The 15,478-nt window shown below is 38.8% G+C and carries 26 protein-coding genes; all 26 read right to left on the reverse strand.

The features are described from left to right. Nucleotides 1-306: 306 nt before the first annotated feature. A complete protein-coding gene (locus J4N44_RS27695; RefSeq protein ID WP_252045823.1) occupies nucleotides 307-750 on the reverse strand; it encodes a hypothetical protein in 444 nt (147 codons plus the stop codon). A 17-nt stretch (nucleotides 751-767) separates the two neighbouring features. Then, nucleotides 768-992, reverse strand: a complete 225-nt coding sequence (locus J4N44_RS27700) for a hypothetical protein (RefSeq protein ID WP_069218483.1) — start codon at nucleotides 990-992, stop codon at nucleotides 768-770. 55 nt (nucleotides 993-1,047) lie between these two features. Beyond that, nucleotides 1,048-1,362 (reverse strand): hypothetical protein, encoded by a 315-nt coding sequence (locus tag J4N44_RS27705; protein WP_069218482.1) that lies wholly within the window; start codon nucleotides 1,360-1,362, stop codon nucleotides 1,048-1,050. A gap of 9 nt (nucleotides 1,363-1,371) precedes the next feature. Beyond that, a complete protein-coding gene (locus J4N44_RS27710) occupies nucleotides 1,372-1,824 on the reverse strand; it encodes a hypothetical protein (RefSeq protein WP_069218481.1) in 453 nt (150 codons plus the stop codon). Nucleotides 1,825-1,912: 88 nt separating this feature from the next. Then, a complete protein-coding gene (locus tag J4N44_RS27715) occupies nucleotides 1,913-2,233 on the reverse strand; it encodes a hypothetical protein (RefSeq protein WP_141698694.1) in 321 nt (106 codons plus the stop codon). An 812-nt stretch (nucleotides 2,234-3,045) separates the two neighbouring features. After that, on the reverse strand, nucleotides 3,046-3,780 hold the full coding sequence (locus J4N44_RS27720; protein WP_252045824.1) for a hypothetical protein: 735 nt from the start codon (nucleotides 3,778-3,780) through the stop codon (nucleotides 3,046-3,048). A gap of 70 nt (nucleotides 3,781-3,850) precedes the next feature. Further along, nucleotides 3,851-4,126 carry a hypothetical protein gene (locus J4N44_RS27725; protein WP_069218476.1) on the reverse strand — a complete coding sequence of 92 codons (276 nt, stop codon included), beginning with the start codon at nucleotides 4,124-4,126 and terminating at the stop codon, nucleotides 3,851-3,853. A 141-nt stretch (nucleotides 4,127-4,267) separates the two neighbouring features. Next, nucleotides 4,268-4,777 (reverse strand): Fe3+-citrate ABC transporter substrate-binding protein, encoded by a 510-nt coding sequence (locus J4N44_RS27730; protein ID WP_252045825.1) that lies wholly within the window; start codon nucleotides 4,775-4,777, stop codon nucleotides 4,268-4,270. Between the two features lie 311 nt (nucleotides 4,778-5,088). Further along, entirely contained in the window at nucleotides 5,089-5,337 is a 249-nt protein-coding gene (locus tag J4N44_RS27735) for a hypothetical protein (RefSeq protein ID WP_069218474.1), read from the reverse strand. A gap of 288 nt (nucleotides 5,338-5,625) precedes the next feature. Further along, nucleotides 5,626-5,928 carry a hypothetical protein gene (locus J4N44_RS27740; protein ID WP_069218472.1) on the reverse strand — a complete coding sequence of 101 codons (303 nt, stop codon included), beginning with the start codon at nucleotides 5,926-5,928 and terminating at the stop codon, nucleotides 5,626-5,628. A 9-nt stretch (nucleotides 5,929-5,937) separates the two neighbouring features. Next, a complete protein-coding gene (locus tag J4N44_RS27745) occupies nucleotides 5,938-6,135 on the reverse strand; it encodes a hypothetical protein (protein ID WP_069218471.1) in 198 nt (65 codons plus the stop codon). Then, a complete protein-coding gene (locus J4N44_RS27750; RefSeq protein WP_069218470.1) occupies nucleotides 6,135-6,395 on the reverse strand; it encodes a hypothetical protein in 261 nt (86 codons plus the stop codon). Before J4N44_RS27750 ends, J4N44_RS27745 begins: the two co-directional genes overlap by 1 nt. Nucleotides 6,396-6,669: 274 nt before the next feature. Further along, complete coding sequence (locus tag J4N44_RS27755) at nucleotides 6,670-6,948, reverse strand: helix-turn-helix domain-containing protein (protein ID WP_069218469.1); 279 nt, start codon at nucleotides 6,946-6,948, stop codon at nucleotides 6,670-6,672. 18 nt (nucleotides 6,949-6,966) lie between these two features. Continuing rightward, entirely contained in the window at nucleotides 6,967-7,320 is a 354-nt protein-coding gene (locus J4N44_RS27760) for a hypothetical protein (protein ID WP_069218468.1), read from the reverse strand. A gap of 57 nt (nucleotides 7,321-7,377) precedes the next feature. Further along, a complete protein-coding gene (locus J4N44_RS27765) occupies nucleotides 7,378-7,623 on the reverse strand; it encodes a hypothetical protein (RefSeq protein ID WP_069218467.1) in 246 nt (81 codons plus the stop codon). 19 nt (nucleotides 7,624-7,642) lie between these two features. After that, the gene (locus tag J4N44_RS27770; protein ID WP_069218466.1) at nucleotides 7,643-7,990 is read right to left on the reverse strand and encodes a hypothetical protein; all 348 of its coding nucleotides are present in this window, start codon (nucleotides 7,988-7,990) and stop codon (nucleotides 7,643-7,645) included. Between the two features lie 273 nt (nucleotides 7,991-8,263). Beyond that, a complete protein-coding gene (locus J4N44_RS27775; RefSeq protein WP_069218465.1) occupies nucleotides 8,264-9,457 on the reverse strand; it encodes a hypothetical protein in 1,194 nt (397 codons plus the stop codon). 18 nt (nucleotides 9,458-9,475) lie between these two features. Continuing rightward, complete coding sequence (locus J4N44_RS27780) at nucleotides 9,476-9,640, reverse strand: hypothetical protein (protein ID WP_171904768.1); 165 nt, start codon at nucleotides 9,638-9,640, stop codon at nucleotides 9,476-9,478. A 92-nt stretch (nucleotides 9,641-9,732) separates the two neighbouring features. Next, nucleotides 9,733-10,758 carry a hypothetical protein gene (locus J4N44_RS27785; protein WP_252045826.1) on the reverse strand — a complete coding sequence of 342 codons (1,026 nt, stop codon included), beginning with the start codon at nucleotides 10,756-10,758 and terminating at the stop codon, nucleotides 9,733-9,735. A 346-nt stretch (nucleotides 10,759-11,104) separates the two neighbouring features. Continuing rightward, nucleotides 11,105-11,659, reverse strand: coding sequence for a porin family protein (locus J4N44_RS27790; RefSeq protein WP_069218463.1), 555 nt, complete (start codon nucleotides 11,657-11,659; stop codon nucleotides 11,105-11,107). Nucleotides 11,660-11,661: 2 nt separating this feature from the next. Further along, nucleotides 11,662-12,207 (reverse strand): hypothetical protein, encoded by a 546-nt coding sequence (locus tag J4N44_RS27795; RefSeq protein WP_069218462.1) that lies wholly within the window; start codon nucleotides 12,205-12,207, stop codon nucleotides 11,662-11,664. Continuing rightward, complete coding sequence (locus tag J4N44_RS27800) at nucleotides 12,207-12,821, reverse strand: YajG family lipoprotein (protein WP_252045827.1); 615 nt, start codon at nucleotides 12,819-12,821, stop codon at nucleotides 12,207-12,209. Before J4N44_RS27800 ends, J4N44_RS27795 begins: the two co-directional genes overlap by 1 nt. Before the next feature lie 15 nt (nucleotides 12,822-12,836). Beyond that, complete coding sequence (locus J4N44_RS27805; RefSeq protein WP_069218460.1) at nucleotides 12,837-13,598, reverse strand: sigma-70 family RNA polymerase sigma factor; 762 nt, start codon at nucleotides 13,596-13,598, stop codon at nucleotides 12,837-12,839. Then, nucleotides 13,595-13,972 carry a PilZ domain-containing protein gene (locus J4N44_RS27810; RefSeq protein WP_069218459.1) on the reverse strand — a complete coding sequence of 126 codons (378 nt, stop codon included), beginning with the start codon at nucleotides 13,970-13,972 and terminating at the stop codon, nucleotides 13,595-13,597. Before J4N44_RS27810 ends, J4N44_RS27805 begins: the two co-directional genes overlap by 4 nt. Nucleotides 13,973-13,986: 14 nt before the next feature. Further along, the gene (locus tag J4N44_RS27815; RefSeq protein WP_069218458.1) at nucleotides 13,987-14,955 is read right to left on the reverse strand and encodes a hypothetical protein; all 969 of its coding nucleotides are present in this window, start codon (nucleotides 14,953-14,955) and stop codon (nucleotides 13,987-13,989) included. Continuing rightward, the gene (locus J4N44_RS27820; RefSeq protein WP_069218457.1) at nucleotides 14,952-15,476 is read right to left on the reverse strand and encodes a hypothetical protein; all 525 of its coding nucleotides are present in this window, start codon (nucleotides 15,474-15,476) and stop codon (nucleotides 14,952-14,954) included. Before J4N44_RS27820 ends, J4N44_RS27815 begins: the two co-directional genes overlap by 4 nt. Between the last annotated feature and the right edge of the window lie 2 nt (nucleotides 15,477-15,478).

Here is a 15,478-nt window from a genome sequence, read left to right on the forward strand (position 1 = left end):
TGCTGTAGTGGCATTTTAAATACGTCTTCAAAGCACTTATCAGCAATCTCTCTACTTTTATCTGTGAGGTTGAAAGCTAGTCGCCCTGTAGAGTCATCACGAATGCGAATTAACATTCCATGCTCTACCAGCGTTCTGCACGTTCTGTTATAGTTCTTCTTGTTAATCTCACAGGTCATCGCAGACCGTTCAATCAAGTCAGCAAGTGTAGTGCTAGGAACCGAAAAAGCACTACAGCAATTGTTAGAGCAATGATTTGATGAAAATGCACTTTGTTTAGCTACATTTGATGTTTCCGATCTCTTATCAATTCCAGCTTTTACATATCTCTAATTGATTAGGACACTTAGGGATCTTTACAACTACTTGGCCTTCGTTGTTATACCCAAGCGTAATCTGCCCTACGACATCAGAGTGGATTACTCCTTCTTCGATACTCAACCCAGCCATTGCCGAGTTATACTTGTCATTGGCCTCTTTCTGATTTGATGTTACTGGTGATATATATGGTGGGGCGCTATCAAACCCGTTTTCATCGAAAAACAGATTCTGCCACTCTATAACGTCAAACCTATCTGTCCATTCTGGGTCTGAACTAGAAGCTTGGAGTTGGTTCAAGTTAGCGACTAAAGCCTCTATTTGGACTTTAGCTCGCTTGTTCAATTCAAAATCATTTTTTTCACATCCTGTTATCGTTGCGCCCAAAAAAATTGCGGTAGATGCACTTAACAATGAAGTTAGTTTTTTCATTCTTGTTTCCTATCCTCCTACCAAAGCCACACAACTAAGCATCCGACAGTAATCAGCGGCACCATGCCTATAATTACGCTCTTAATCTTGGTTATCTCTCCAAAGAGAAAATGTTCAACTTGCTCATTTCTGCTTGAGGAAAACAAAGTTACAACTATGCACAACATTCCACTTCCAATTAAAATCCAACCAGCTAAATTGATTATAAATACATCAAACGCAGCAAGTTCCTGTTCAGTCATAGTTTCCTCTCAAATATTCCGGTCTTAGTGAGGGCATTGGCAACCTTGATGTTTCCTACTTCGTATAACAGAGTAGCTTGTGTTCTGTAGCACCCTCTATAAATTGGCCGAGAGAATGCGGTTTTTTTGTCTGATTAACTTTCTCTACGGTTTTTTCTGAAAAACTCAGTGAGTGTCGAATTAACAACTCAGCGAGTTGTTCCGCTTCGGCTTCATTTATTTCGAGTAAGTGAACTATTGAGGTTGCGATCTTCTTTTTGGTTTCTGGCAGCTCAAGTTCTTCATTTGAATAAAACCAGCACCCCAATCCGAACCCCAACATTCTCAAATAACACAGCAAGTTTTCTGCGCTAACCTCTAGTTGTTCCACATTTCTTTCCTATTTGGCTTTTTCAAAATCTTCGATGGCCTTTGCTAGACCATTCTCAAACATTTCAAAGGAGTGAGGCGCTGCAAGCGAGATGAATTTGGCTGGTGCGGATAGCATGTATTCCTGAACTATATCACCATGCTCACCATGCTTTGCATATAGCGACACGAAAGCGAATATGAACAATGTTACAGGGAGCCATAAGTTCATAGGGTCGTCTGGTTGACCAGAAGGGGATCTGTACTCTTCAATGAAATCTGGCACTGTTTTAAGAGCTACCCCTAAACCCAACACTGTCAACCAGATGCCACCCAACTTAGCCCAGGTGCTACCAGCATCTCCAAATATCAGTACCAAGCCGAAAATTGTCAGCGGAACTGTAATAAATAGCGAAGAAAAAACCATCCCATATACAGCACTTACACGCTTCGAATCGTTAAATTGTCTAATTGCACTCAGCATGTATACCTCCGGCTTTTAATTATCCAAATCAATATTTTGTACTTTGTGGCTGGCTATCTTGTTGCCACATCGAGCTAGGAAAATTTTCTCAATCTAGCATTAAATTATTCAATTCTTCGACCAATTCTTGGGCTTTTTGATCTGAGAAGTTCGCGGGTTTATCTTTTACTTGAAACTCAACAAGATCATGATTGATAGTCCATTCGACAACAATCGTCTCTGGAACGGTTTGGAGCACTTCAGCAATCTTTATCCGCAGTTCAATAGCTTTTATCGTGCTATCTAAAGCCTCAATATTACGATCTAAACTCTCTCCGTATGTCTCACGAGCAACCATCACTTTATCTATGTCTTCTTTCAAGCTTGTAGCGTCATCTGTACAAGCTGTAAGAGATAAAAGTCCAGTCATCAATAGTAACCTTAACTTCATAAAAACTTGCCTTTTATTCCGACTACCAACCGTACCGTATTCAATTATTATTTGGTTCAATGATTGTTTCTTAGTCTGTTTTTCTTGCACTTACAATAAATTTTGCGTCTTGAATACTTGGTTTAGGCGAGCGTTCGGAGATATACATTCCAATTGATAGGAATGTACTTACGGTGAGTCCATGTATTAACCAGTTCGTGTTAAATGTGTCGATTGACAATAGTATTAATTGCAATGAAAAAACACACCCAAAGCCAAAACCGATCCCGAAGATAAGGCTTGAAATTACATGTTCCGCTAGATCAGTTAGGTTCTTCTTCTTCCAGTCTGTAACCAACTCTGTATGAACTCTCAGTATTTGATATGTTTTTTCCGTAACCATCTTTTGATGTTTTTCCATTAGAGTTTTCTAATTGATTTAAGATTATCAGGCAGGATGACGCAATCACCTATTGGTTATCTTGCACTGACATCAAACGTTAATTTTTCGCTATAGATGGCTAATGACTAGGCGTAAATTACATTAATGGCACTAACGGTTTTGTCAGTTCTTTAACGTAAGCGAAGGGCACTCCGTTCAACCTATGAATATCATGTAACCTATTGCAAGTACCTTATCTAGATATAAAGGTAATTGCTAACAAGTCTATATGTTGTCGAGTTAGTGTAGATTTACGTCTGTTTTATACAAGGGTAAAGATTGAAAAATGAGGGCACATAGACAGTAACTCTCGAAATGTAAGTGAAAAAATTGGAGATTTACTTAGTATTCTCTAGTTATTATCGTCTACCTAATGAAAATGTAAAAAACGTAATTTTAAGAAATAGCGATAGGATACCATTTTGTGGGCATCCTTAGATTGTATCTTTGATAGTAAACTTGGCGATTTAAGACTCGCTATACAATCGTCCAATTGATTTCGATTATAAAATTCAAACTTACGCCCATTATTGCTACGCAAGGTCAAACACACCGCGTCACTTTTTGTTTTATGTTTTAATGTAAAATTAATTTCTGGGTGTAGAAGTTGAAGACGTTCAATTTCTTTCTTCCAGTACATAAATTCATAATCAACTATTTTACGTAATACTGTAACATTGTTGAGTGGATTTCTCCCCTTAAATATTTCTGCGTTGAAGTGCGAAAAAAACTTTGAGACTACCGTTCTGTGCTTGCCTACACAAATAAAGAAAGCATCTTCTACCTGATGGAAGCACATATCAGACTTATCATAATCAAATAAGTAGTATTCAGGGTTATTTTCTAATTCGCGGAGGTTTCTGTCTAACCTTTTAAGGTATTCGCCATTTAGGCAATCCCCCCACTTCATCTCTCCGTAAATCTGACTGTGCCCGATAACTTTATCTACTGGCACAGAACAAATCAATTCCTCATGACCATCCTTTAAATAAATCCCTCTATTTTCTAAATATTGCTCCATGCACTGAATTGGTTTATTAGAAAAATGAGCTGGCGACATTTTATTTAATTCCTGAATATTTGTTCTCAACTTCAGATTACTCATAACCTTCTCAATCATTCAATTGTTTTTCGTAACACACTTACGATAATATAAGGTGTAATATTTAAGTTAATTAGGACATAAAAGGAATTTTGGCTGATTTAAGGTCTTGCCATGTAATAGGTTGACCATTTTTCTTTACTGGCACTTCCATTACTTCGTTTGCAACCTCGCTCCAAAATATACCTTTTTCTTCATTCAAAAAATCAAGAATCAAAGTTCCGTCATGATGTTGTATGAACTCAAGTTGAAAGCCCTTTTCTGGTACTGTAGGCCATTTATAGCTATCGCATACAATCGCTTTTAGTTTTTCTGAAACACTTTCTACCGTAAGGATTTCATATGACATATTACTTCCTTTTCTTACAAGTTATTTTTTACAATGGTTTTAATAAGGTGAAATTCGATACTTAAATATGTACAAAAATCTTTCGTTACTGGTTGTTTGTTGCATCAAAAGCTAGATCCATTCTTAATGTTCCCCCCTTAATCAGCAGAGTTTAACAACAGGGCTTCGTCCCATAAAAACCAAAAGATCCATGTTTGATTGGTTCGCATCAATCAAAGCTTTCTTTGCCATAGTGTAAGCAGCTAGTTTTCCGTGTTTTTCGCAACTGTATCGGCGTGATTTCTTTAATGGATGACCATACCTGTCGCGTTCAGTCCAATTTGCTACAAATTCTAAAGTTAACGACTTTCTATCGCTGGCTATTCTTTCGAGGGGTTCTAGTGAGCGTGGCAGTCTAGCAAGCAACGTCCAATCACTAACCACTTTGTGCCAGAATTTTCCCCATTCTGCTTTGCCTAGTTTATTACGCTCCGTAATGGCTTTGCGAATAGCCTTTTTCTCCCCAATTCTTTTAAAGCCGATTGATTTGTAACGATATCCGCCTTCTGGTCTCGGCATGGATATCTTGAAAGCAGTTTTCCCTTTTGAAATGAATCGAAAACCTGTGTTGCTCTTAAAGTATGCAGGTGCGTGATTAGTTTCCATTTGCATTTAACGATTTTTCCGATGTTATAAATAGACCTAAACGTTAGTGTATTCCCACCAAATAGCGAGTATACCTAACCATATCAGTAAGCAAATAGATGCCAGTTTAACAATGGGTAGTAAGCGTATGTCGTGACGTTCATTTAAAGCTATGGTTGCAACTATATAGCCGTATATTTGCGATGGTCGGTACATTGAGCCTGAAATCACCCATTTTTTACCTATGACGGCTGCAAGTATGATCGTCATAATACCAAGAATTGTAACCATGATTTTTCCTTCTTGGTGATGACCAAGGCCACCATCATTTTCCAATATTAACTTGTTTTATGTTTTGACCCTTGCGTAGTCTTCGCGTTAGAGTTTTTGATACTAGAAAGTAGCCACCAACCACACCCTTGCACAATCAACAATGTTAGCAATGTGGTAAAAATATTTGCATTGAGCAAATCGACTAGAGAGGGTGTGGTTAATGCAAAACTACAAAAAATCAGCACAAAAGAAGACATGAACATTGCAAATTGTTGCTTATCAAAATTGCCTAACATTCTGTTTATAATTTTCATCTATGTATCCTATCAAACCAAGACGCTATACATAACGCTTTCCACGTAATAAAGAACCGCGATAGCCACAATAGTACCAATACCTATAATGTGCGTGGTGCGTAATTTGGCGATTACTTTAAAAGGTAACTTGAAGTTAGGTACTAAAATTGACGGAACTGTCATGAGCACAAACCCAAATAGAAAGACGGTTACGAGTGCACCAACTAAATTTCCATATTGGTAAATGTTGGATGTATAAGATCTTAGGAGAGTGTCAAATATCAGCATAATTGATTCACGAATTTCCTATATCATTTTGATGAGTACCACTAGCATAAATATCGCTGTTACAACCCCGTTAAATAACTTGGACTTTCCTCTATTGGCAGTTGTGGCTGATAAAAATGCCAGAGCCAAAAATGAGCAAAGGTTTTCAGAGTTCGTAGTTGGTTTCATCCAACCTAAAGCTGATGGAAAAGCTAACATTGTCATGACCGAATATACGAGACTAAACCAGTAGGACCTCAATTTCGCTGCATCCGACATCTCTGTGCCAATAAGTCCTAGTAATTCATTTATAATGCCAAGAGTGACCTTTATAATCGTCATGATTCTTTCCTATACGGCACGTGGTGGTGTTTGAGGTCCAAGAAGATATTCACCATCACGCATCCAATCCTGACGGCGGCCATTGAATCCTTTCATGACTCTAGGATGTTTGTTTTCATCAAGATAAACAGGCTCCGGCGACTCTTTGTCATTTTCAAAATACCAAAATAACCCTGTGTCCATTGGAATTGTTTCATGTTTAACCATTAGTGTTTTTCCATTAACAAAGTGAGTTTAGTTTTTTCGTTAAGATCGCTGTTATAACGCGATTCAAACGGTACATAGTCAAGACCGTACTTACTAGCGATTGCCTTTGCGTCCGCTAGAGCTTCTGTTAGATCGTGGTAGTTATCATCGTTAACAGGAGAGAACTGGTCACGCTCATAGATAGTGACATCTGCGAGGTCTATGACGGTGATTTTCGACGTGTTCCCGCCTTGATTAGCAATGAAGTAAATAAAATTCATAGGTCATTATTCCTATTCTGGTTCTACGTCTGTTACAACAGTCAAGCGCCCACATTTGGTATTGGCAGGAAGCGGCTTAACAAGCTCATAATTAGTCTTTGAAGTACCCGACGGAAAGTAAAATCACCTACTGCAAAAACACTAGGCGTCGCATTCATAAAGAATGGGTCAATGAATGGTGAGGAACTTCTTAGCTCTAATTCTTTAGGTACTTGTGACATAGATACATCCTACAATTTAAAGGCCGAACAACTAACACTGATTATATAACGGTTTAACCGTTATTCAAATACTTTATATAAAATTCAGACAATTGTATTCTGCTAATAAATGTACCCCATTCAACCACTACGAATGTTGCATTTTCTCGCTCGATAACAAGTTCAGGTACTTGAGCATCAAGCACTTTCTTCAACACATCTTCTGTAGAGCTGCGAGGTAATCCTGAAAGGTCACTAAGCTGTTTTAGGGTAGCTTTGCCATCCATGTATGCCAAAGCTGCTAACACAGCCCAGAGTCGGTTGTAGCTACCTTTTTTGAGGTCAAGAGTCACTATTGTTTCTCCTTCCAATTAACAATTAGATTCTGACACTAAAACTTCACGCTTCATCAATTCTAAAGCCTCTATAATTTGAGTTAGAGCAAGGCTGATGCTAGCGACATTGAGTTCGTTATACTTTTCAAATGAATACAACTCAACTTTTGATATAGCAACCATATTAATGTGATATTCGATACTGGATAGTTGTTGCTCTTCATCGTTATGAAGATCAAACATTGAGGATGTGTTGTGTAAGCTATTAGCAATAGAATTGACAAGCCCTTTAAAACGATGATTAATTATCGTTGTACATTTGGGTTCTTTGAGCTGACCATCTTCACTAATGTTTCTCAGCGTCACCATTAGATGTGAAATTGCAGCCATAAAGCTATACGTGCTTCTTTGCGAATAAGGTCTCATACATGATACTTCCAATATTGATTATTCAGCTAAAGCTGCTTTTATTTTAGATGTATTATTCTCAAAATAGCTGTACGCTTGAGTGAGAAAATCAGTATCTTCAATGCCCCAATCACGAGCTTCCTCTTGACGATAACCTGGTAACATTTCAAAAATAACCTTGGCCTGTTCTTCGGTTGCTTGCTGGTCCACTAGGTCAACTATTAAATCATGGAAGCCGACCCATCCACCTTTAAATACTTCGTCTGTTTCTTGCTTAATACTCATAAAGGTTTTTCCTATACCATTATTGCGGCTTATCCAGTGGATTTTTTAACGACCACATCTCAGAAATGTCAATTTGTAGATCAAGGTGGGATTGCAATGCTGCTTCTAAATTTTTCTTGTGCTCTAACGCACTAGCACACTTACGAGATGCAAATTTATGATCGCAGAACAGTAAGTATTCTCTATGTGACTTTAGGGAAACTACCACTTCATCTATGTCGTAATAATCTACTTGTTGACCAATAACATTCCTCTCAAGTTTCGCTATTCGGTCTAGCAATAAATCTTTAGTAGATGGCGGCAGTTCACCAGATAAAACCTTGCTACTAAACAGGGCTATTAGGAGAGCAATAAACGAAATTTTCATTTTCAATTATCCACTTGGTTAGTTCGCTTCTTTTGCATTTAATTTATTTGATTAACTGTAATCACTGTATAACGGTTTAACCGTCACATCAACAGGTTGAGTATACTTCAACCTATTTTTCTTAGGTTAAAAAGTAACCCAACAGATGACAATAAAAACGGATTTTCGCTATTCACTCGCAGGTCAGGGACTTGACCATCCAGAACCTTTTTCATTACATCTACTGTGGAACTTCGAGGTAAGCCATGTTTAATGACCAATCCAAAATTCGAGCTATAATGTGATAGGTTTAAGAAGTGAACTGTAAACCCCCATTGACGGCATTAAACTCGCCATTAAAGTATTAAAGTAGGCTCTATCATGGCCTAAAATACCCTTAGCCTGTTCTACTAGTTCGGAGTGCGTCCCTTGAGACTGTAACTTATCTATGACTTTAGAAAAGTTTGGCATGTCGAGCCATAGCTGTGCTTCAGTAATCTCGATACCTAGCGCAGCTTGTACTTGTAACATGATCCTAACCACTCGCCACTGGAATTCAGCAAACTCCCCCCTCTCTGCCATTGGAGGTAATGAGTCAAGATCAAGGCTAAAGCAAGAAACACCATTAAAGAGTTCGAATAGGTGTGTATCTTTCTGTAAATCAAACGATTCTACGTGGGTTATTGCAAAGATCGATCTCGATACACTAAGATCCAATTCTTGCTTTGTCGGCAAGACATTTTTGAAATGAAGCATGAACGTTATAAAACGAGGCTCAAGTGAAGTATGAATGTAATGATGCTGCCCACTAGAACCTCTATGGGTTATCTTGTAGATAGAATGGCCAAATTGTTTAGCTCTCGTTGCTAGACCAATGGCTTCTAGGTATTTAGAACTTTCGGTATTGTTACTGCCCTTCTCCACAAATGGCGATTCTTGTATTAGAGGGGATTTTGACACACCATAGGCAAGGCTACCGAATGAGGTGACTTGACGGCCTACTACTTGTGGAAATTCGTGCGATCTAAATTTTACTTCCTCGAAGTCTTGAGGATAAACAGTCATGTTGCCTAATGTCTCAGGCTTTTGTTGTTTGATGACGATTTCACGCTCATCGAGTTTGCGCCAATCAGAATTGTCGTCACCGTTATGCCTAAACATCAACATGCCATAAGACCACCTCAAGCTGCCGTCACCTTTAGCGTAAGCTAGAGCTGCTTCCTCAGTGTCAAACCCACCGATTAACACGGTAAAATCCCACTCTGGTTCTTCTTGAAAGATAAACTCAGCGAAATGACTATCCCAATAGCTTCTTAATTGCTTCAGTGCTTTTTCCCAAGGTAGGTCAATGCCTGAATCCTTGGCTAATTGCCTAAGAACTTGACTATGAGATAAGTCACTAGTTTTCTTAAGTCTCTTTGCTTCTTTCTTGATTTGTGAAACGGCTTTTCCATCAGGGAAACGTAGCAAATTATCAGGTGTCTGCATGGGGTATATCCTCACTATTCAATAAGCAACGTCCGACTCCTTACTCATTGATGTAAAGATAAACAATAGATAGGTGTTTAGTCTGCTGATCATACGATCTTTGCCAATTGGCAAGCCAAAGTTCGGAACACAAGCAAGCAGTTTGCTCGATTTGATAATACCACCAGTAGTCTTAATTTCCATTATTTTTGCTTATTTTCGCAGCAATGGTCGAAATATGGTGAGATAGGAAAATCGCATGACCGCTATTATTTCGCGGTCATGCGAAATGTAGTTTAGCGAGTGCAGGTATGGCCGAAGAAAAGCTGCTCAGCCATTTTGATATCGCGCAGCTTCATGGGGATATTGGGGTCGGTTAACTTGTAATGGCGCATCACCGAGTTTAGCGCACTGGTGTAAAGCAGAAGGGTGCGAATTCGGATATTGCAGTCTTGAACTGAACCTTGGCTCTGGCTCGATACCGTGTCCACTTCACCGTTAAGCGTATATTCAAAAAGTGCGGTCGCTTGATAGGACTCAGGATGGTCTAGCGTTTCCATAAGCTCCGATAGGTCGGTGTTTTGCCACTGCACTTTCTCAAATGGCAATTCAGCGTTAACCATTTGGCAGTAAAACGCTCTGTCTACATCGAGATCCAGTTGGTTGACGAAATCAAGCGGCGTCCATTCCCAATGCGTTTGAGTCACTAATTTGGAATAGGATGGTTTGTCGATTCGCTCAGAAACATGAAATCTATGAGTGGAACTAAACTGCATTAGCCACGCTTTCAACTCAAGCCAAACAATATTGTAAGGCTTGTCACCTCCACCCGAAAATCCATCGAACTTAAAATCAGCGTGCCAATCATCGCCCCTGTATCGCGCCGTTCTATGTGGGTGTTTGACTTCCAATTTAAAGTCAGAGAATTGCATAAAACGTTCTATTAATCGGTTATATGTTGGATGACATAATAGGGTCTCGTACACATGGCTAGGGAGTAAACTGAGATTGATTTGCAATGATGAAGTAGTGTCTTTAGGTGGAAAGCCTCTAGCCTTGTTAACCAAGTCAAAATAATCGTTAGACGGTTTGAAATGACTATCCAAATAGATTTGTTCTTCCAAAATGGATGCTGATACAGCTTGTCGCTTTAGTTGTTCTACGGCCTTGTCCCAAGGTAATGCTATACCGTTTTCGCTTGCACATTGTTTCAACGCTTCGGTCAGCGTCATGTCTTTAGATTTTCTTAGACGTTTCGCATCTTTTTTAACTTGCTGCGCAGAACGCCCTGATGGAAATTTAAGGTTAGATAGATCGCTCATATATGTGCTTCCATACTTTTCAGAATCCAATGGCCGACTCACTGAACTCTAGAATGAAAAACATACTGAGTAAGTGAAAGTTTTAATTCAGATAACACGAAGCGGTCTTCGCCAAAGATCGGCTAAACAAGCGGTCTGAATATCCGCTCTGCCAATTACAATAGCAGAGCGGATCTATATATCAACATGTTTTTGGATTAGATTTGCTTATATCTGTTTGGCAGGTAGTTTTGACCTTGTAGGAAACTCGCATTAACAAGTTAACGCGAGCTTGTGAAAACAATCTTTTAATTAGATACCGTCGTTTCTTAACGCATTGTGAATTAGGTGTATGCCGTATTAAAACTTAAAAACGGTAGCCTAATCCGACACTAATAATATTCATGCTTGATTTATCAAACAAGTCGTCAGTCATGAATACGTGTTTCGCACTAATATCCAAATGCATCCATGTTCGAGGTATTGCTAACTGAACCCCAGCCCCAAGAGAAAACCCATTGTATGTGTCTGATGTTGTCGAAGTAACTGCACTCGAAGTTTTAAGCTCATAAGATGAATAACCAACCGTTGGGTAAAGTCTGAACCAACGGGCTGTATCGGGTTGATAAACTACTGCTAACGAAATGTTATAGGCCTCATCTTTTACATTCAACTTACCGGCTGAGTCGTCTTGTTTGTTGTAATCAATTGTTGCGCCCATACCCCACTCAGATTTGTTAGGTAGGTATAGATAAGATAAATTCAGACCAGGTACATCCATGTCTCCCATTAAACCATCGCTTATATACAATTGTGAGTAACCAGCACTAATGTGATGAGCGCGATGTTCTCTTACTTGGTCAGCGTATGAACTTGTTGATAAAAGTAAACCTAAGCTTGCAATGATTAATTTGTATTTCATTTTTAATATCCCGTTTCAAATTTGGCATGTATTTCCGATGGATGTCCGTTTTGCATTTTTATAAAGAAGCTATTTTTCCCTCGATAATATGATGCATTTATCAAAGTTACACCCCCTTCATTGACTGTGAACCATGCTTTATCATTTGGTCCTTTCATCTGGGGGTACAACGCTTCAAGTGCCATATTCACTTCATGGAAACTTGCTTTAGTTGTTAACCCATATTCTTTAGATAAGCATTTTTCTAGTTCATGAAGTCTTGAGTTGTTCTTCGGGAGTGATGCTGTTAAAACATTTCCATTAGGCAAAATTGCAACCAGATCTGGATAGAAAGCGACTTCAGGACTCCTACCCATTGCTTTACTGGTTGTTACTAAATAAAAATCACAATTAAAGTATTTATCTACAAATCGATTCTCTACTGGGGTGCTTTGTACATGTGTATTTCCATGTACATAATCTGAGATTTTCTGTGATACGAATTCGTTTGCTTGTGATGGCAATGAAACAACAACGAACCAGATTGCTAAGAAATGTTTAAAGTTCATTAAAATGCCTTTTCTGGATAAATTGTCTGCACATTATTAGCTAAGAACCTTACTAATTCAGGGTCCTTAATAATTTCATCGACAACTTTTTGAGCAGTTTTATTGATAGTCCCAGAAATATCCGAAGCTGTGGGCTTTCCTACTGCTTGGTAGGCCGACTTACCTACGTATGCTTTTTTGAAAAATCTCTTATCTGAAGTTTTGGTAGAGATTTCAATCCGCACCATTGCTCGGAGAAGGTCATTAGTGTCAGCAAATACATTATATTCCTGTATCTCTACTTTATATTCAGGTACATCATCGTCATCTTTGATTGTAAATCCTTGTGATAACAAGGTTGTCTCAAACACGTCATAAAACATTTCGTCAATCGACTCTGCGGATTCCATTATGAGTAAATGTTCTTCAGCTTCGTCATCAATTTGCGCTACAAATTTATAGTTTCGTGAGTCAACAACCGTTAATTTTAAAGGGGCATCCTGCATCTTTATTTTAGTAAAGCGAGGGGCGGTTAATGAATTACTTGGTTCATATCTCGGTTGTTCTGAAAACGTTGAGCACCCTGATATTACAGCGGCCAAAACAAGTGCATATATTGTATTTAATTTCTTCATTAGTGATTATCCAAGTTACATTAATTGACCAATGTTAATATTCTTCATTTCAAAACACTCCCTAATGTGTCTGCAAACATTTGATCGAAGCCTATAAATCATTGTGTCGCTGAGACCTAGAACACTTTGGTCACATGATTGCAGTTCTGTTTTTAATGTTGTGTCATTTTCTATTGAGCGGAAGTACGCTTTAGCTACTTCTTGTTCTTTATCACTTAAATGACTTATTGATTCATTGACGATCTCAATGACTCCATCTCTTTCAACTTCTTTTATAAGTTCTGTGTCGGCGTCACCAGATGTATCAATTTCATCGTTCCATTCAAGTTGAGAACCATGATGATATAGAACTTGTACTAACCACTTGAGGCATGTTCCTGTGTGGTGGGTGAGTTCAAATTTGGCGCAGTATTCTTCAATACTTCCACCTTCAATTTCTTTATACTTATTGTAGCCCCTAGCAAGCTGAGCCATGTTTTTATCAACTGTTACTAGCTTCTCTTTGCTGAAGTTAGCTATTAGTGATTTGATAATTCTTTTTGATGCGTATGTCTGAAATTTCACACCTTTTCGCGGATCAAACCTATGAACAGCTTCTATTAACTCAAGATTTGCAATGCTTTCTAAATCCTCATAAGAATTTGACCTCCAACTAGATACTTCTTCAAGACACCAAAATACGATACAACGATATTCTTCAATAAAGCCTTTAGGGTCATCTCGGTATAGTTGCATTTCGTTCGATGTTTCGATCTCTTGTGTGGCGAAGTTAGTCATAGAAATAGCTGTAATTCTTCTTTCGTTAATGGGTTCTTTAGTTGAATTCCAAGTTTTCGCTTTCCATCACTTAACGTTGGCGTAATCCATTGAAGAGTGGCTGGTTTTTTCAAGCTGATCGGCAAGGAAATGAAACTCACATAAACTAACTCTCCAATATAACCATTCCATATATCATCAGTTTCTAAACATGCCCCATTAGGGCTAATATCTAGAACCCTAAAGTCTTTTCCTTTGAAGAAGGCAAACAACCTTTCTCTTGAAAGATTAGCGAAGTGTTCCTTTTCCAATAATAAGCGTTGCTCTTTACGCTTTTCCCCTTCTACTTGTTGTCTTAATTGCTCAATGTTTTGTTGTTCTATTTGATTGTTCATTTATAAGGCTCATTTTATAAATCACACCATGTGAAGTAGCCTACAGAGCCACGATGGTGCCAAGTACGGACACTTGCGCTATGTGTTAGGTCTAGTGCCGCAAATCGTAGGAAAACAGTCCAAGTTGAAGAACCACTATCGGTATACCAGGTGTCAACGTTACCGACTTCGGTGTATTCAGTGTCGTAACCAATACCTACTAAATATGTTGTAATTGTTGGTGTGTAGCCAGATGGGCAAGTTGGCTTAGAAACTGGAACGCCCGCGCTACTTGTAACGATTTTGGAACCATTCTTTAGCAAACCAGTAATTGCAGTACGATCGGTAATGCCGGTATAACTAACGTCAACAACATTATCTAATGTAGCTGTACCACCATAATCCCAATCGGTTCCTGTCATATCTCTATCACCGTCCCTAGATACGAAACCATCCATCATTAGAGCTTGAGATGGTCTGTCGATCGCATAAGTTACTTGACCTGATGCGTTTTCTAGATAGCCAAAAAGTCTGCTAAGTTGTGAGCGAAACCTTCTGCGCATATCCTCACGACTTTCTGTAGATAGGTCGAAGCTAATTACAGCTTGTGGGTACCCTTGAGCATCTAACCTTCTAGAAATCGTAATTTCTTCACCGCTTCCTGTCCCCCAAGGTAGTACAGTGCTATCTACACAGAGACCATTTGCTTGGTCTGTACCAGAACAAGTTGGTATATAGCCGGCGGATTGTAGTTGGCTCATCGAAGAGGGGTAATTGTTTATATCTGTAGCATTTAGTCCAGTAACTAACATTTGGTCCATGTAATATTGTTGGAGCTTATTAATTACTACTTCAATTCTGCTTCTCGCTGTTTTTGCAGTTTCATTCTTTGCTTTAATCCCTTCGAGGAGAACCCATGAGGTCATCATCATCATAACTACCGTCATGGCGATCATCGTTTCGAATAGTGCGAAGCCTTTGTTATTTACTTTTGTTTTTATCATGAGGTACATCCATTCGAGTCGAGGTTTACGATAATCGAGTTCGAGGCTTCAAATGGCATTTCTTTTCTAAAAATTATGGTGTCTGAATCGGGAGCTGAATACACACCATTGACTGTCAAATAGTCAGATGAGCTCTCGCCTATCAAATCCACCTCAATTTCCATAGCTAATTGTGTTCGAGCTGTATTTGCGAGTCGAATAAATCGAAATCTCGCGGTCGATACACTTAGCCAACCATCTTCTGTTACGTGTTGCGGTAAGTAACTTTCTAAATCAGTAAGAGTTGGGTTTATTGTCGAAGTTGAAAGGCAACGAGTGTTTAAGCTTTGCTGCGAGTATTCGTTCCAATAGAACGTTTCCATTGCATCAAAAACAACTTCTGAGAAAAATTTTGCTTCATTGTGCTTTTGTATTTTCGAAGCGATCATTGCTGTACTAGATGCTATCAAGACGGTAACTAATATGTAGATGGTTAGACCAAACTGGACATCTGTAAGCGCAAATCCTCGTTGCTTGTTCATTG

This window comes from Vibrio sp. SCSIO 43155, assembly GCF_023716605.1.
GTDB classification, from domain to species: Bacteria; Pseudomonadota; Gammaproteobacteria; order Enterobacterales; family Vibrionaceae; genus Vibrio; species Vibrio harveyi.